20 protein-coding genes are annotated in these 15,617 nt (G+C 48.3%); 8 read left to right on the forward strand and 12 right to left on the reverse strand.

Annotated elements, in window-relative coordinates:
• Positions 1–60 precede the first annotated feature (60 nt).
• The gene (locus ACKTT9_RS02150; protein ID WP_407870318.1) at positions 61–1,323 is read right to left on the reverse strand and encodes a hypothetical protein; all 1,263 of its coding nucleotides are present in this window, start codon (positions 1,321–1,323) and stop codon (positions 61–63) included.
• A gap of 177 nt (positions 1,324–1,500) precedes the next feature.
• Here ACKTT9_RS02150 and ACKTT9_RS02155 point away from each other — a divergent pair, with 177 nt between their 5' ends.
• The 4 genes from ACKTT9_RS02155 (at position 1,501) to ACKTT9_RS02170 (ending at position 4,896) form a co-directional block, all read left to right on the forward strand.
• Entirely contained in the window at positions 1,501–1,950 is a 450-nt protein-coding gene (locus ACKTT9_RS02155; protein ID WP_246239494.1) for a hypothetical protein, read from the forward strand.
• A gap of 243 nt (positions 1,951–2,193) precedes the next feature.
• Positions 2,194–3,423: an S-layer homology domain-containing protein gene (locus tag ACKTT9_RS02160; RefSeq protein WP_407870319.1), complete on the forward strand. Its 1,230-nt coding sequence runs from the start codon at positions 2,194–2,196 to the stop codon at positions 3,421–3,423.
• Between the two features lie 141 nt (positions 3,424–3,564).
• On the forward strand, positions 3,565–4,254 hold the full coding sequence (gene araD / locus ACKTT9_RS02165) for an L-ribulose-5-phosphate 4-epimerase (RefSeq protein WP_407870320.1): 690 nt from the start codon (positions 3,565–3,567) through the stop codon (positions 4,252–4,254).
• 150 nt (positions 4,255–4,404) lie between these two features.
• Positions 4,405–4,896: a GAF domain-containing protein gene (locus ACKTT9_RS02170; protein ID WP_315954975.1), complete on the forward strand. Its 492-nt coding sequence runs from the start codon at positions 4,405–4,407 to the stop codon at positions 4,894–4,896.
• On the opposite strand, the gene ACKTT9_RS02175 is transcribed toward ACKTT9_RS02170, so the two are convergent.
• From ACKTT9_RS02175 to ACKTT9_RS02190, 4 genes are all read right to left on the reverse strand, one after another.
• On the reverse strand, positions 4,889–5,338 hold the full coding sequence (locus ACKTT9_RS02175; RefSeq protein WP_157323518.1) for a PilZ domain-containing protein: 450 nt from the start codon (positions 5,336–5,338) through the stop codon (positions 4,889–4,891). The two genes, ACKTT9_RS02170 and ACKTT9_RS02175, sit on opposite strands and share 8 nt — an antisense overlap.
• 80 nt (positions 5,339–5,418) lie before the next feature.
• Complete coding sequence (locus ACKTT9_RS02180; RefSeq protein ID WP_407870321.1) at positions 5,419–6,504, reverse strand: polysaccharide deacetylase family protein; 1,086 nt, start codon at positions 6,502–6,504, stop codon at positions 5,419–5,421.
• 112 nt (positions 6,505–6,616) lie between these two features.
• On the reverse strand, positions 6,617–7,258 hold the full coding sequence (locus ACKTT9_RS02185) for a thiamine diphosphokinase (protein WP_407870322.1): 642 nt from the start codon (positions 7,256–7,258) through the stop codon (positions 6,617–6,619).
• Between the two features lie 89 nt (positions 7,259–7,347).
• Complete coding sequence (locus ACKTT9_RS02190; RefSeq protein ID WP_127457745.1) at positions 7,348–7,581, reverse strand: hypothetical protein; 234 nt, start codon at positions 7,579–7,581, stop codon at positions 7,348–7,350.
• Positions 7,582–7,717: 136 nt separating this feature from the next.
• Between ACKTT9_RS02190 and ACKTT9_RS02195 the strand changes: the two genes are divergently transcribed.
• Entirely contained in the window at positions 7,718–8,452 is a 735-nt protein-coding gene (locus ACKTT9_RS02195) for a DUF554 domain-containing protein (protein WP_407872941.1), read from the forward strand.
• Here the strand turns inward: ACKTT9_RS02195 and ACKTT9_RS02200 are convergent.
• Entirely contained in the window at positions 8,449–9,150 is a 702-nt protein-coding gene (locus ACKTT9_RS02200; RefSeq protein WP_127457744.1) for a response regulator transcription factor, read from the reverse strand. The two genes, ACKTT9_RS02195 and ACKTT9_RS02200, sit on opposite strands and share 4 nt — an antisense overlap.
• A gap of 319 nt (positions 9,151–9,469) precedes the next feature.
• Here ACKTT9_RS02200 and ACKTT9_RS02205 point away from each other — a divergent pair, with 319 nt between their 5' ends.
• Positions 9,470–10,390, forward strand: coding sequence for a diguanylate cyclase domain-containing protein (locus tag ACKTT9_RS02205; protein WP_407870323.1), 921 nt, complete (start codon positions 9,470–9,472; stop codon positions 10,388–10,390).
• 162 nt (positions 10,391–10,552) lie between these two features.
• Positions 10,553–12,187, forward strand: coding sequence for an S-layer homology domain-containing protein (locus tag ACKTT9_RS02210; RefSeq protein ID WP_407870324.1), 1,635 nt, complete (start codon positions 10,553–10,555; stop codon positions 12,185–12,187).
• Between the two features lie 61 nt (positions 12,188–12,248).
• Here the strand turns inward: ACKTT9_RS02210 and ACKTT9_RS02215 are convergent, their stop codons facing one another.
• The 5 genes from ACKTT9_RS02215 to ACKTT9_RS02235 all read right to left on the reverse strand — a co-directional run bounded on the left by ACKTT9_RS02215 (position 12,249) and on the right by ACKTT9_RS02235 (position 14,189).
• Positions 12,249–12,710, reverse strand: coding sequence for a spore germination protein GerPE (locus tag ACKTT9_RS02215; RefSeq protein ID WP_407870325.1), 462 nt, complete (start codon positions 12,708–12,710; stop codon positions 12,249–12,251).
• 3 nt (positions 12,711–12,713) lie between these two features.
• Positions 12,714–12,893, reverse strand: coding sequence for a spore gernimation protein GerPD (locus ACKTT9_RS02220; RefSeq protein ID WP_157323778.1), 180 nt, complete (start codon positions 12,891–12,893; stop codon positions 12,714–12,716).
• Positions 12,894–12,898: 5 nt separating this feature from the next.
• Positions 12,899–13,645, reverse strand: a complete 747-nt coding sequence (gene gerPC / locus ACKTT9_RS02225; RefSeq protein ID WP_407870326.1) for a spore germination protein GerPC — start codon at positions 13,643–13,645, stop codon at positions 12,899–12,901.
• A gap of 72 nt (positions 13,646–13,717) precedes the next feature.
• Complete coding sequence (locus ACKTT9_RS02230) at positions 13,718–13,927, reverse strand: spore germination protein GerPB (protein ID WP_157323498.1); 210 nt, start codon at positions 13,925–13,927, stop codon at positions 13,718–13,720.
• Positions 13,928–13,961: 34 nt separating this feature from the next.
• Complete coding sequence (locus tag ACKTT9_RS02235; RefSeq protein WP_127457737.1) at positions 13,962–14,189, reverse strand: spore germination protein; 228 nt, start codon at positions 14,187–14,189, stop codon at positions 13,962–13,964.
• Positions 14,190–14,325: 136 nt separating this feature from the next.
• Between ACKTT9_RS02235 and ACKTT9_RS02240 the strand changes: the two genes are divergently transcribed.
• Positions 14,326–14,784, forward strand: coding sequence for an Hsp20/alpha crystallin family protein (locus tag ACKTT9_RS02240; RefSeq protein ID WP_157323497.1), 459 nt, complete (start codon positions 14,326–14,328; stop codon positions 14,782–14,784).
• A gap of 140 nt (positions 14,785–14,924) precedes the next feature.
• On the opposite strand, the gene ACKTT9_RS02245 is transcribed toward ACKTT9_RS02240, so the two are convergent.
• The gene (locus tag ACKTT9_RS02245) at positions 14,925–15,449 is read right to left on the reverse strand and encodes a C40 family peptidase (protein ID WP_407870327.1); all 525 of its coding nucleotides are present in this window, start codon (positions 15,447–15,449) and stop codon (positions 14,925–14,927) included.
• Positions 15,450–15,617: the final 168 nt, after the last annotated feature.

The following is a 15,617-nucleotide window of genomic DNA, read 5'->3' on the forward strand; positions in this document are numbered from 1 at the left end:
GGAGGTCGATTATCCGTCTAGCTGAGACGGCTGAAGCGTTCCAACGTGTTGTTCAGCCGTTTAAAGTGCAGGATTAGCGTGCTGGCGATCGATTCTACCCACGGTGATAGCTTTATAACGCCAGAACGTTGCATGAATGAGCTCAGCCTCCTCCTCATTTAGATACTGAACCAGCACCGTCACTTCCGGAAGCTTATGCTTTTGATGAGGGAGGGAATGTTTGGATTTGATAAGGAGTCCGATGCCGAACCCGAGCAGGAAGCCGCCAAAACCGTAGATAAGTCCCCAAATGATAGGACCCCATTCCAGGATGAAGCCTAGGCTAATCCCAAAGACACTGCAAGCTGTTGCGCTGGCAAAGCCGATTTCAACGGATTTAGCTGTACGATCAAAGCGTTGATCAACAATAGATAATGATTTATCTGCATGGGCGTCCATGAGGACGGGGCGAATGCGGGCTGGATGAATACCGCTGTGCTCCAACATGCTCAAAGCTTGCTCTAACTCCGTACAATGCTCAAATGTGCCAATCATCCACAAAGGGGAGTTCATCTCAGTTCCATTCATCGATGCGATCCTGGCTTTCTCATAATAATCGGTTAAATGCTGACGCTGGGTGATGCGGAAAAGCCGATTTTGTTCAATCGAGCTGGTATAAGAATGGTACATGGCACCTCCTAGAACGGAAGGCATAAACATGAGCCATTGAGGGTTCAGAATACTGACAACCATACGGTTATGACCCAGGATGAGAGCCATAAGCGCTTCATAGAAGTGAGAAAATGTGAGATAAATCCACCACCAGAAAATGCCGTAAAAGCCAAGCCAAATGTGCTTGTTATAAAGCTGTCCAAGACCCGGAAAAAGAAATGAGCAGTAGGCGGCGATAAGAGGCCTCTTTTTCTCAAGAAACTGGATGCCGGTTGAACGCATGAGATGTATAGGGATTCGTCCGTTTTCCAGCATAGCCAGTTCGTAGTGCTTATTCGCTTCAATGGAGCAGCGATAGCTGTCCCAGATTGCAAAAAAATAAATAAACATATAACCGAATAGCCAATTGGGGTGCAAAACTTGCTTTGCCATCGCGAAATTGCCGCTAAACGAATACACCATAGCCAGATTGATTTTGGCCAATGAATTAATAATGACTTCGGAAAGCGTTAACAGAACACCTGTTGTATTTTTGTACATGAGCAGATGCCCAAAGCCAGGGAAGGAAGCCGACCACCAGGCAACCATGAAGGGGTTGCGGCGCTGGGCGTAGATAATATCGAACCTTCTGACAGCAGCCATTGTCCATCGGGGGGTGGAATGTGTTGGCAAAGGAAACCCGTCCTCTTCACTTCAAAATGTCTTTGGATTAGTATCGCAGGTATTGGTATTTTTTATGCAAATAATAGGAAGAATGCGAATTGCAGCCTTGACAATAGAAGGTATTAGCACGCAATATGTAGGAAGGATACTGCATGTAAATCAGGTCCTTTGGAGAGGAAGAACACAATGAATTTCGTTGAGCATGTCATGGATCACCTGCGTTCCGGAGTCATTAACAATTACCCTCAGCCAGTTGCTTTGAATATGGGCTTAGTGTATACCGTTAAACTGGAAGATAAGAAGACGAATTTAATTTGGCTGCCTTTTGAGTATACAGGTCTTGCGTACGTGGATATGGGGCGACAGATCAATGTGCATCCTTACTATAGAGGCGTGATTTTTGAGGAAGTTGAACTCTCTCGGGGAACGGATCTTCACAAGCCGCAAACGGAAGAGGCCTTTGTGAAAGCCGTATTTCAGAAAAGCTTTGAGATGCATCAGCTGCTGCAGCAGGAGAAATATGCCTACCTGCAGGGGAGTGCACCGGATTTCCTAACAAAAATGTTATACATAACAGATTGGCTCCGTTACTACAATTCAATGAAAACCGTTGGCGCAGGCAGAAAGTTAGGCTGAGTGCCGGAATAATAGGACTATACTTTCTACGCTTGTAGAGGGTGTGGTCCTTTTTGATACGCAGAAAGACGGAATCAGCTTCATGATGAAAGCCCGCCCTGCGGCTATAGACCCAATCCTGCTAGTGCTTGGCACTCCTCTCTTACTAGGCTTTAAGGCTATTCTCAAAGGTTAATAGAAGCCTTATTCTAGAGAATGGTACAAGTTGGTATCAAAAATTTGTAGAGGGCGGAGAGTTTTAACATGGGGCAGTTGAATAAATGGATAGCCATAGCAGTGGCTTGCTGTGTAATAACCATAGGGGTTGGACAAACAAAAAGCGAAGCGGCTACGATGTCGGACATTCGCGGGCACTGGGCTGAGCAAACGATTACCCAGATGGCGCAGCAAGGGCTGCTGGACGGCTTCCCGGACGGAACGTTTCGACCGGATGATGCGGTAACGGCTGACCAATTTGTGAAAATCGTTTTGCTTGCGTTTACGGATAAGTTTCCAAATGGTGAGCGCAACTGGAAAACAAGCTTTCTGCAAGCGCTAAGCGCGAGTAATCAGAGCATTTTGAAACAGGATTATCGGGATTTCACCTTTAAGCCAAGCACGGTCGGATATTGGGCGAAGCCATACCTGGATTTGGCCAGTGATCTTCATTTCATTAGTAAAGGACAGTTCACGGATTATAAGGCGAAGCTGAAACGTGAAGACGTAGCTGAGATTTTGTATTACTTGCTGAAGGAAACCGAGTATTTGGAAGATGAGGTATACAGCCTCAAAGCGGCTTCCCAATTCGGTGATTTGCAAAGCGCGACGTCCAGACAGCAGAAATTTATCGGCGAAGCGATGACGAAGGGGATTATGGAAGGATACCCGAACGGGTATTTTGGTGTGGGACGAGATGTTACCCGTGCGGAAGCCTTGCAAATCATTACTCGCTTGCAGACGAAGTCCAAGAGGATCAATGTGAAAAACGAGGGAGACGCTTTCATTAAAGTTGTACCTACGAAAGATGGCAGCTATAAAAAGCTCATCTTCCCTGATCAGCGCATGCTCGATGCTTACAGCATGATGGAGGAGGCAGGCAAGCTGCGGGGGACGAATTATGACTTGGAAGAAACAACGCTCCGCCTGTTCCGTGATGCGGATGCCAAAGCGCTTGCCGTGAACGGGGCGACAGCGGCTATACGTAACAGTAATGAAGCATCGTTGTGGCTTGATCCTCAATTTTTGACCTATGGCGTAACGGTTCGCCTGGAGGATGGGACTCTGGCGCGCAATATGGAAAGCATTCGCAAGTTTACGGATTTCCTTTTTGGTTATGATGCGGATATCTTCTATCGCCACTTTACGGATACGTGTGAGCGCGCCGCAGCGAAGGGCGTACTGGAAACAACGACGAAGCAGATTGGCAGTTTCTCTGTGGAGACGCGGCTTGAGCCGGATGGCAAGACCCTTGTTTTTTCAATTATACATGCTTAATCATTAACAGCATTAAAAAGTGAGGTGTACATACAAGTTGTACACCTCAAACTTTATATCTCCACTATCTAGATAACATGTACGTACAAGTGTATAATAGTACATTATACGTACATTCATATCGGAAGGTGTTGAGTACACGTGCTGGAGAATTTGAAACAAGCGGTACTGGAAGCAAATTTGGATTTGCCCAAATATCAGCTCGTCACATTTACGTGGGGCAATGTCAGCGGGATTGACCGAGAGCTAGGGCTTGTCGTGATCAAGCCTAGCGGTGTGCCTTACGAGGACTTGAAGGCCGAAGATCTCGTGGTCGTCGATCTGGAAGGCCGAGTCGTAGAAGGCACGTTGAGGCCTTCCTCAGACACGCCGACGCATTTGGCGTTGTACCGCGCTTTCCCGGCCATTGGCGGGATCGTGCACACGCATTCGCCATGGGCGACAAGCTGGGCGCAGGCCGGAAGAGGCATCCCTGCCCTGGGCACAACACACGCGGACTACTTCTACGGCGAAGTCCCTTGCACGCGTCTCATGACGGAGGCCGAGATCAAAGGAGCCTACGAGCTGGAGACGGGCAACGTCATCATTGAGACGTTCCGCGATCTCGACCCGGCGATGGTACCGGGCGTGCTGGTGAACTGCCATGCTCCTTTCAGTTGGGGGAAAGACCCGCACAATGCGGTGCATAACGCTGTCGTTCTAGAGGAGGTCGCGAAGATCGGTTATCGCACCTTCGAGTTGAATTCAGCGATCCAACCTATGGATCAAACACTGCTGGATCGGCACTTTTTGAGAAAGCACGGCGTTAATGCCTATTACGGGCAAAAATAAATGAAAGACAGCCGGCATCTGGACGTGTGCGGCTGTCTTTTTTGTATTCAGATAGGGAAGTAACAGGTAAATCTTATCCTTTGGCGGAAATGTACACTTTTTGGTATGATGAGAGAGCAAGAATGTTAAGGGGAAGAAGGATGATAGACCATGTTCGCGAAGTCAGGTTATGAAGGAACAAGAGAAGAGAATTATACCTTGCTGATTCAGCAGGTTAAAGCATTGATACATGATGAACCAAACCGAATTGCCAATTTATCCAATGCCGCGGCGCTGCTCGGACAGTTTTTGACCGATGTGAATTGGGTAGGTTTCTATTTGGTGGACAAGACGCAAGAGAAGGAAGAGCTTGTTCTGGGCCCATTCCAAGGATTGCCGGCTTGCGTTCGGATCCCGCTGGGTAAAGGTGTTTGCGGCACGTCCGCGCAGCTTCGGGAAACGGTGCTTGTACCGGACGTTCATGCGTTCCCGGGCCATATCGCCTGCGATGCCGCTTCGCAATCGGAAATCGTCGTTCCCATCCTTAGCGGTGATGAGTTGATCGGTGTACTGGATATCGATAGCCCTAGCCTGAACCGTTTTGATGAACTCGATCAGCGTTATTTGGAGCAGTTCGTGCAAGCTCTGGCTGCCGCTATGTAAGGTCATAAGTCATGGCATAAATATCATTCATATCTTCATCGGAACAAAAGCTGCAGCTTGCCAAGACGTTGGTGTGTCTCAAACGAGAACCCAACATAATCAGGTGGCTAGTCAACTGCTGTTCGATCGCTTTATCTGCGATGCTGAATTCAATCCCGTATTCATAGAGGGAGGGCTTCAGCATCGTTTTTCGTTTAATGATGCCTAGTATTTTCATTTCTTGATGGAAGAGATGAAACGTAAATTCCAATAGCAAGCTCATCTCGGTAGGGAGATTCAAGGGCGTATGCATACGAATGCCCCCTGCGCTGATGTCCCTTATCATGATTTTGGAATGCTTCGTGTCGGCGGCTTTATTTTTGATCCCTATAATCTTGAACAGGGCGGTTAAAGGTATTTGGAGATGCAGCCTGAAACTGGAGCGTTTATTTGGTTGTGACATGGAGAGGCTCCTCTTCATTAATAGGCATATTATACTATGAAAGTAGATATTATGAACCATATATCAAAAAGAAAAGCCCCTTATTTACGCTTAAGGAGCTGAGTTTCGAATGCGTGCAAATCTTCCTCGCCATTAACGAAAAGCCGTTTCAGCAGGAAAGGGGACTGCTCGTTTGTAGCATAACCTTGATCGATGGTAAAAGCATATCGAAATCCGTGCTGCTTAAGCAGCTTCAACGTTGTTTTGTTACGTTCGCCGTACGGATAGCAAAAGATATCGGCTTTGGTGCCCAGATGTTCCTCAATCAGCTTTCTGGCTTCCACGATTTCGTACGCTTGTTCATCCGCCGTCAGCTTGGGGAGGTGAGGATGCGACATGCCATGCGGCTGAATGTCCCAGCCTCCAGCCTGCATCTTCTTGATTTGCTCCCAATTGAGATAGCCGTCCTGTTCCGTCATGCCAGGGGAGACGAAGAGTGTGGCAGGGAACCCGTATTTCGCGAGAATCGGCATCGCTTGCTCATAATTATCGATATAGCCGTCATCGAATGTCAGCAGTATCGGCTTCTCAGGAGCTTTCTCGGATGTGTCTCCTTCCAGAAGACGTATAAACGCTTCGAGTGAGAGCGGTGTGTACCCGTGATCGTGCAAATACGCCATTTGTGCTTCCAGCTTATCCGGAGAAATGACAACAATATTCCCTGGATCTATCGCTACACTGTGGTAGTTGAGCACAGGAATACTGACTTTGGACGAAGTCTTGCCCGTGTTCTTTGGTGGAACGATAGGGACATAAGTGTTCGTGGTAACAGAAGAGGGAACCGGTTTCGTGTCCTCAGAGAGTGGATGAAACAGGGTGGTCCCTACGTTGGAATCTTGCTCTAGTTCAGCGCCAGGTATCGCATTAGGCACAGCTTCAGGCACAACGGTAGGCACATCAGCAGGTACCGTAACCGGTTCTGCTTCTGCCGGAAGCTCGTCCGCTTGTACAGCAGGAAGCTCCGGCTGCCCACCGGCAGCCGTAATGAGGTAAGGGGCCGCTGCGTCAGCCTCCTCCTCAGTTCCATACTCCGCAGAGGGAAGGCAGCTGACTAAGAGCAGCAGCACTATCGTGATAATCCCGATAAATAACGCAAACGACAGGATTCCCTTTCTTCGAAAGCTCATAGGCTCACCAACCATTTCTAGAGGAATAATCTATTACTCTATTTGTAAGCAATGGTTGGAAGAATTATACCTAATCCGAAGAAGAGATTACTGGAAATATGGAGCTTTGTAGTTAATCTTTGCTTTGAATAACCAAGAGAAAACCCGTTTGCAGCTCGATGAGACCTTCCGGTTCGTTAAGGATATTACTGATACCGAGGGATTGGCCGATTTGTAACGTCGCTTGATGTAGCGGATACGCAAAGCCGTGGAGTGTAATACCTGTAACTTCCAGGCTAAGCGGAAGTAAAGAGATATGCGAATAATGTCCACGCTCAATGCGAGTCGTTGTATTCATAACGATGATTTGGTTATTGGCATCGATAATGGAGCAGGCAATGCCCAACTCCGTTCCTTTGCGCAGCAGATGCACATTGGCTAACGAATGATCGAAGCGAGTGCCCAGGGCACCCAGCAGGATGATCTGCTCAGGCTGCTCGGCAAGAGCCCAATTAAAGGCCATCTCTGTGTCGGTCAAATCTTTATGGATAGGATCGCATTCGACAAACGATAGGCTTGAAGAACGAATAAGGCTTAACTCTTCAGCCGTTACTGAATCGAAATCCCCTAGTGAAATATGAGGTTTATAGCCGTGCTGAATCAAATACAAGGCACCGCGGTCTGAGCCGACCAATACATCATTCTCTTGAATGACCCCCAGCGCCCAATCGCCAAGCGTACCGCCAGTTACAATAATTATTCGTTTCCCGTTCATGCTTGTTCCCCCAGCGCTTATTATCATCCCCTTAGTATACCATATTGAAGCAAAAAACCGAGCTGCATCCTGGCAGCCCGGTTCTAAGATTAGGTTCGGTTATCAGCGCGCTTGCGCATAGGATTAAGCTCCGTTTGATCGTGATCAATCTCGGCTTCTTCCGCGAAGCCCTGCAACTCCCATGTCGTTCTGCCCAGCACGAGGTCCGCAGGAAATTCATCACCGCGTTTGAGGGTAACCTCTTGCCCTGCCTCATTGGCATAAATTCCGTCTGTCTCTACAATATCGCCTGTCATCGGTTCCATTGATTTGTCTTTCGCCATGCCGTATTCCTCCTTTCCTGTTGCTTATCCATACCATTTCCAAGCGTGGAGGAAATTATGAATAGAATCATGTAGAATGATAAGGTTGTCATATATGGAATACATGCTTGGGTCAGGCAGAAAGGAAATGAACAAAATGGCATTATGGGGAACGATCGTGAATGCTGCTGCTATCGTTATTGGGGGATTATTGGGGCTGCTTCTGCCGCGCATCTCGGAAGGTATAAAAAGCACAGTTATGCAGGGCCTGGGGCTCGCAATTACTGTGCTGGGGATTACGATGGCTCTGAAATCGAGTCAAATCGTGCTTGTTATTTTGAGCGTCGTCATTGGAGGCATCCTCGGAGAGCTGCTCCGCATCGAATACCGGCTAGGTCAGCTTGGTGACTGGCTGCAAGCCCAAATGCGCAAAAGCTCCTCACAGCATCAAGGCAGCGTCTCGGAGGGCTTCGTGACTTGTACGCTGATTTACTGCATCGGAGCTATGGCGATTCTAGGTCCGCTGGACAGCGGCCTGCGGCATAATCATGATATTTTGTACACGAAATCGCTGCTGGATGGGTTCTTATCCATTATTTTCGCTTCAACTTTAGGTGTAGGCGTAATCTTCTCAGCCGTGTCTGTTTTCATCATGCAGGGAACGATTGCACTGGCTGCAACTTTGATCGCCATGGCATTCAGCCAAGCGTCGCTGGACGCGATGATCATTCAAATTACAGCCGTTGGAGGTATTCTGGTGATTGGCGTAGGCATCAATATTCTTCAAATCAGGAAAATCAATGTCGCCAATATGCTGCCGGCACTAGTTATAGCGGCAGCCGCGGTGCCTTTGCAGCATCATATCTCCGCTTGGTGGGAGCGATTGTTCTAGACCGCAGAACCGTTAAATTTATAGCCGACACCGCGCACTGTGATAATGTACCGAGGTTCAGCCGGATTCATTTCAATTTTCTTGCGGAGATTGCTGATATGTACAATGAGTGTACGTGGATCACCCATACTGTCCAGGCTCCAGATAAGCTCAAACAAGTGCTCGATTTTGTAAACCCGATTAGGGGTTTTGGCCATAAGGGAAAGTAAATCAAATTCTTTGGCAGATAGCGAAATGGTCTGCCCATTCACGCGAACGATGTGGCTGACCAGATCAATCTCAAGACCCGGAAACTTCACCAGCTGCGGGTCATCCTGATGCTGTTCGCGGATCGAATTTCGGCGCAGAAGGGCCTTCACCCTTGCAACAAGCTGACTAGGGCTGAAAGGTTTCGTCATATAATCGTCGCCACCCATGCTTAATCCGAGAATGATATCGATATCCTCGCTTTTACAGGAGATGAACAGAATTGGCGTATTGCTGGTTTTGCGGAGCTGGCGGCAAACTTCTATGCCATCAAGTCCTGGCAGCAGTATGTCCAGAACAATAAGATCGGGCTTGTGTTCCTTGACGATTTCAAAAACATCTTGTCCATTGTTGGCACTGATGACTTTGTATCCTTCTCTCGCTAGATAGAGTTGGATTAGTTGGACAATTTCTTGTTCATCATCCACGACTAAAATTGTTTCTCCTGCCATACTAGAAATCCTCCTCAGTAACGGAACGGCTCATGATGGGAGCGGAGAACCCGCTCACAAATATTACCTTCATTATAGAACGATTCTCCTAAAAATTTCTATCCTTTTATTGACAGATCGCTAGATTTGGTACTGTTTACAGTATAAATTGGGTACTATGCCCTATTGCTGACCAAGAACTTTAGCGAAACAGGAAGAAAATAGACGGAAAAGGACTTTATTTGACGCAAACTTTAGGTGACCTTTATGAAATCTTTATGTTCCCATGCTAATCTACCCTTGTCTCTATGCATGAGTAGAGAAGGGGGCGACGAAAGTAATGAGTCATTCGGCTGATTTGAATCCCGTCACGCATCCATGGTTGCAGAAGGATAACTTCGTACGCCAATTCATTGAGCAGGCTTGGGATTTGTTTTGTATTTTCGATGTACATGGAAATTTAACCTATGCGTCCAAGAGTTTTAACCCCGTGATTGGCCTTATTCCTGAGGATTTTCAGCAAATTGTAGACTTTATCGATTCCGAATACCGGATGGATATACATAAAATGTTTATCAAAACCTTGCAGACGAGCAGCAGCAGTAAGCTGGAGCTTCGTATGAAAGGGACCAGCGAGAGCTTCAATTGGTTTGAATGTACTGCGATGCCGATTTGTAATGGAGAAGGAAATCTCTCAGAGATTTGTTTCGTACTTAATGATATTACGCTGCGCAAGAATCACGAGAGCCGGCTAATCGCGATGGCTTTTCATGATCCATTGACCGGTTTGCCGAATCGGCGGCTGTTCAAGGAGCAGTTGCAGCAGATGTTTTTGCAGGCTAAACGAACGAACAGGCCTTTTGCGCTGTTATATGTGGATATCGATGATTTTAAAATGATTAATGACACGATGGGGCACGATGTGGGGGATGCTTTCCTGCAGGATTTTGCCCACCGCATTCAAGACTGTCTCCGCGAGGTCGATTTGTTTGCCCGGATGGGCGGCGATGAGTTCACCATTCTTCTGCCATCCGTAGATTGCGAAGAGCATGTGAATAGTGTGGCTAGGCGAATCCTGCATTGTGTGGATCAGCCGTGGGAGGTTCAAGGCCATCTGTTCAGGGCCACGGTCAGCATGGGAATTACGATGTATAACCAAGACCAGACAGAAGCATCACATATGATGAAAGAAGTGGATCTAGCGCTCTATCAAGTGAAAGGCAAGGGGCGAAATCACTTCCAATTTTATCAAGAGAAATAGATTCATAGCCAGTTATCAACTAACCGCTGTAGGGGACCTAAAGCCCGCTGTATAGCGGTTTTTTTGCGTTCACCAATATTTACAACTAGCGATTTCATACGCATTCTAAGATGATAGAGGAATGGTAGTCTCGGAGAATGCTAGAGAAGGGAATGAGTGTAAATGCCGACGAACAAGCGATGGCGTAAAATCTTTGTTGCCTTAGCAGCAGCGGGGATACTGACGATAGCAACAAGCTCGGAACCTCACGATGCTCTGGCTCAAGCTGGTTCGGCGCAGGGGAAATTCAATATGTCCTACATGTATTTTGGGAGCCCGAGTTCGTATACAGCGCAAGTGGATAAAAGCGGAGAAACCCTCGATGTCGTGGCACCGAGTTATTTTCATATCGATGCAAACGGCAATTTGGAACTATCCGATTCTCTGCTAGCTTCGTTCATTGCAGACATGCATCAAAGGGGAAAACGGGTTGTACCGTTTCTTAGCAATGATTTTGATCGGTCACTTGGAGAAAAGGCGATTGATAATCGCGAAGCGCTGGCGGATCAAATAGTGAAGGCAATTCAAGATAACAACCTCGATGGCATTCAGTTCGATATCGAAAATGTAGATGCCGCTTACCGGGATAAATACACCGATTTAGTGAAAATCATTCGTAATAAACTAGGTAGCGACAAGGAAGTTTCCGTCGCGGTGGCTGCCAATCCAACCGGCACAACGCAGGGGTGGACAGGTCTGTATGACTATAAGGCCTTAGCCGCGGTTACTGATTATTTGATGGTCATGGCTTATGACGAAAGCTATCCCGGCGATACGACGCCAGGACCTGTGGCTAGTTTGCCCTTCGTAGAAAAATCGATTCAATATGCGATTTCACAGGCGCCTGCGGATAAGGTTGTCTTGGGGATCCCGTTCTATGGAAGGTACTGGAATCAAAATGCAGCGGATAACGGAGCCGGTGTGTCCGCTCAAACCCTTAGCAAGCTAATCCAGAAATATGGGGGAACCGTTCGTTATGATACGGCTAGCCAGTCTCCTGTTGCTTCTTTTACAATTCTCCCAACGGATGAATCGTTTAGTATCAACGGCAATAGTCTGGTGCCTGGCGATTATACGGTTTGGTTTGAGAACGAACAGTCGCTGAAGGAAAAGCTGAAGTTGGTCAGCAAGTACAACTTGAAAGGTACCGGTAGCTGGAGCTTGAACCAGGAAACAGCCGATACCTGGGATTATTATGGCTTGTGGGCGGATGGCTTCTATTTCACAGACGTGCAGCAGCACTGGGCCAAAGAAGACATCCTCGCCGCAGCGAACAAGGGCTGGATGCTAGGCACAGCCGCAGACCGGTTCGCGCCGGACGCGGCGCTCACCAGAGCCGAAGCCGCGACGATCATCGTGCGCGCGCTCGGCTTGCAAGGCGAGGCTGCCGGCAGCGCCTCGTTCACGGATGTGCCTGCGAGCCACTGGGCCTCGCAGGATATCCGGATCGCGAAGAGCAGCGGGCTGATCCAAGGGATCAGCGACGAGCGCTTCGCGCCGGATCAGATCATAACGCGGGAGGAGATGAGCATGCTGCTCTCCCGCGCCTTGCACTTGACTTCGCAGAGCGGCTCAGCCGCTGCGAAGAGCTTCTCTGACGTGCCGGCAGGCAGCTGGTCGGCGGAGGCCATTGCTGCTATGAGCAGCAATGGCCTTGTCGACGGCTACGCGAACGGCACATTCCGCCCCGGCGCGTCCTTGACGCGCGCGGAGATGGCTGCGCTGCTAAACCGCGCGCAGCCGCTGCTCACGAAGTGAGCCACGCCAAAGAACCGCTTCCACCGATGAGGGTGGGGGCGGTTCTTTGGGTTTATGGAGCCTACAAGCCAGGCGGCGGCTTGATTGCAGGCAGAACGTCGCCGATAACATCCTCGCTGCCTAACTTGATAAAGGTTTGCTGCCCATGAGGACCAGGCTTGTCGGTAACGAATTGACGGATGTTTTTGATGCGGGCTTCGCTTCCAATTACGCGGTTGCTGCCGATCTGGAGTACAGAGGTCGAACCAACGCCTAGAATTTTGATGCCCCGCACTCGGATATAGGAGCCTAAGTTATCCACACACATTGTAAATGGCTCGGGTGGCTGAGGTGTGGGAATTGGACGTTGATAGAAGGGATAGGCCTTAAAGCTCCCTTCATTCCCGTAATAGATCGGTACTTCGCGCTGCACAGCGAAGACGTTGGTATCCAGTGCGGTGGTGACGTTATCTCCGACCTGCATGACACTGCTGGCGCCAATTTCAAGCACATAGACATAGCCGACAATGGAGAGGCGCGCCATCCTCTAGGCCTCAGGTGGAAGCGGGACGAATGGCGAGATGATGACGGCTTCCGGAGGAGTGTCGAACATCGAAGACAAGGAGATGACCTCTGTATCGCCGATAAGAAAAACCGAGGAGCTGGAAACCCCGACGATGCGTACATCACCTACGAAAATTTGTTTGTTTTCCACATTCAAGTTCATCATAGTTAACCCTCATTTCTTGGCAGACTGGATATGTAGCTTTCAACTGCACTGATAATGTCCTGTTTTGTTTTATCGATGATACTTGTCGTTACAGCTTCCATTGGTTCTTTAAATCCTACACCGCGGTATTGATTGACATAATGCTGAATGCGAGCATCCAATTGTTTGCGAATATCGTCTATGATAAGGTCTTTGTAATCTTCGTCCAAATGGTATTGGTATTTGTTTTCTAGGTTCAACATGTCGGATTGGAGCCCATATTGCAGATAATGCGCAATGCCTTTCGAAACGTCGTGCTGCATATCAGCTCCTGAATGGGCTTGCCCTTCCGTGCCCTGCTGCTTTCTCGTATTCCCGGTATTCATAGGTCCAATTCCGAATTCTTGCCCTGTTCCCATCCCCATCCCCATCCCTTGTCCCTGGGCGAACGGATTCTGATCTTGATTTTGATTTTGATTTTGCCCGGCATCTTTCCCTACTGAGGCGCCATTGACTGTGAAATCGTCGACGTTATCCAGCGAGCTCGGGCTGATGCCTATGGTCAAAGTTCCGTCCAGTTTTTCAACCTTCAGTTGATCGAAATTATATTCGATTTTATCGATATGGAATCGTTTCTCAACTTTTATAGCATCGAGGTCGGACTGCAGTTTCGTAACGGTTTCTTCCAGTTTATCGATACGCTGCTTCTGCATTTCAATATAAGCGGAAAGCTGCTGGGCCCATTGCTGCCACGTGATTGAATTATGCATATATGGCACCTCCTTCCGGTTTCATTAGAAAACCTTACATTGAACAGCATGGTGGTCAATTCATAGCGGTGATCAGGTAGGCGGCGGCAATCGAACGAGCGAAACGGGATTTACTTCACTCGAACCAAGCGCTGGCGTAGGTTCAACAAAACCGCCTGTATTATAGAGGTTTGACAAGGAACGAATGGAACCTGCGGTGCCGATTTGAAGAACGGAGGAGTTGGCAACGGAGTTCACTTTTAGCTGCTGAATCATGATGGTTTGGTGAATGATCATGTTCATAAGGAACACCTCGCTGTGTTTGACATCGTGTTTGTTAAACGATCACTCCGCTGGTGGCGTTCGCTTCGATAAGATCCGAATCATTAGTAACGGTAGTGCTGTATGCATTATAGACACGAGGGAAATCACCCGTATTAAAGGAGCCTGCTCCTGCGAATGTTTTGGAAGAGCTGGTAGGTGCGATGATGAAGGTATCGCCGAAGTGGACGACTGAGCTGGAACCAACGCTGATGATTTTCACGTTCCCTACAATAGATGGCATATTTCGGCCTCCCTGACTTCAGGCTTCTCACACCTTTAGTATATGAGGGTATTCGCCCAGAGGTGATCTGTTTTTCAGATTGGTGTCACATCAGGGCGTAGGCACATATACTGCAAGAGAAAACGAGGTGATAGGCTTGAGCGGGTTTAATCGCCATCCTTGGCTGAAATGGGATCATGTAGAGAAGTTTCTCGGGCAAAAGCTGCCTTTCGCTGAAAAAGGGCAGACCTTTCTAGATAATATGACGTGGGTTGAGGGATATGTACAGGACATGCTGAAAAAAGCTATGCCGGGCATGGACGCAAGCATTTCTACGCAAGGAGCGTCCGGCGCCGAAATCTTTGAAACGCATGAACATGTCATTATCAAAGTAAAAATCGCCAAAGGCGAGGATCCAAGGGCACTTCGCGTATTTGTAAAATCGAATCAGATGAAGCTCACCGGATTCACTAGCGGGAAGGGCCGGATTATAAAATTTCCGACGCTTGTGCTTCCCAGATCGGCGAGAGTCAGTTACAAGCAGCGCTTACTCCAGATAAAGGTGCGTAAAAGAGGGTTAAAGGAGAATTATACGGAAGCCTACATTCGTTATTAGCGGCGGCGAAGACACATAAAAACCGTTCCTATCGTAGTGGGTGGGGGGCCTAAAGGACCCGCCATTTTACGAAGGAACGGTTTTGGTATATGCGTATGCGCTGGGGAACTGCAGGGGCTATTTTAGCCGAGTGTGCATCCTTACAATACGCGGCGGGCGGTCATGTAACGGGAGGACCAAGTCCCGCTATGCATGTTCGTAATGCGTACGCCGCCTGCCCCGTAAGTTTGCAGGAGGTTGCCATTTCCCATATAGATCGCAACGTGGTTAATGACCCCCGGCTTGCCCGGATTTGAGAAAAACACAAGATCGCCTGTGCGAAGGTTGCTTCTGGACACATAGCTGCCCACATGAGCTTGATTCTTGGATGTACGCGGCAGGTTGACGCCTACACGCTTGAAGACATATTGCGTGAAGGACGAGCAGTCGAAGGTGTTCGTTTGACCTGATCTTGAACCGAATAGGTAAGGTGTGCCCAAGTAGTTTTTCCCGATGCTGATGACGCTGTTCGCACGGGAGGTTGCTGTGACCGATGCCTCGATGGTTGCATTCGTGGTGGCGGCGTCGGCTTGATGAGGTGAGGATATCATTCCTGCAGAAAGTCCTATGGAAACGGTCAATGCCGTAATGGCTAATTTTTTGTACAAGTGGTTTTGTTTTTTCATCAGGGTAGCCTCCTAGAAATGAGTTAATTGAAATTGCTTCACTAGCTCATCTATCGAGTGACATTGTGTCGGTTTCGTTCGACATGCCCCCAGTATACCAGATAAAAAATAACCTATTATTTACCTTGAAACCCCTTTCACTGTGCTGGAGCTGGATTTGCTTCACTT

The sequence above is a fragment of the Paenibacillus sp. P36 genome (genome assembly GCF_045866505.1).
GTDB lineage: Bacteria > Bacillota > Bacilli > Paenibacillales > NBRC-103111 > Paenibacillus_E > Paenibacillus_E chondroitinus.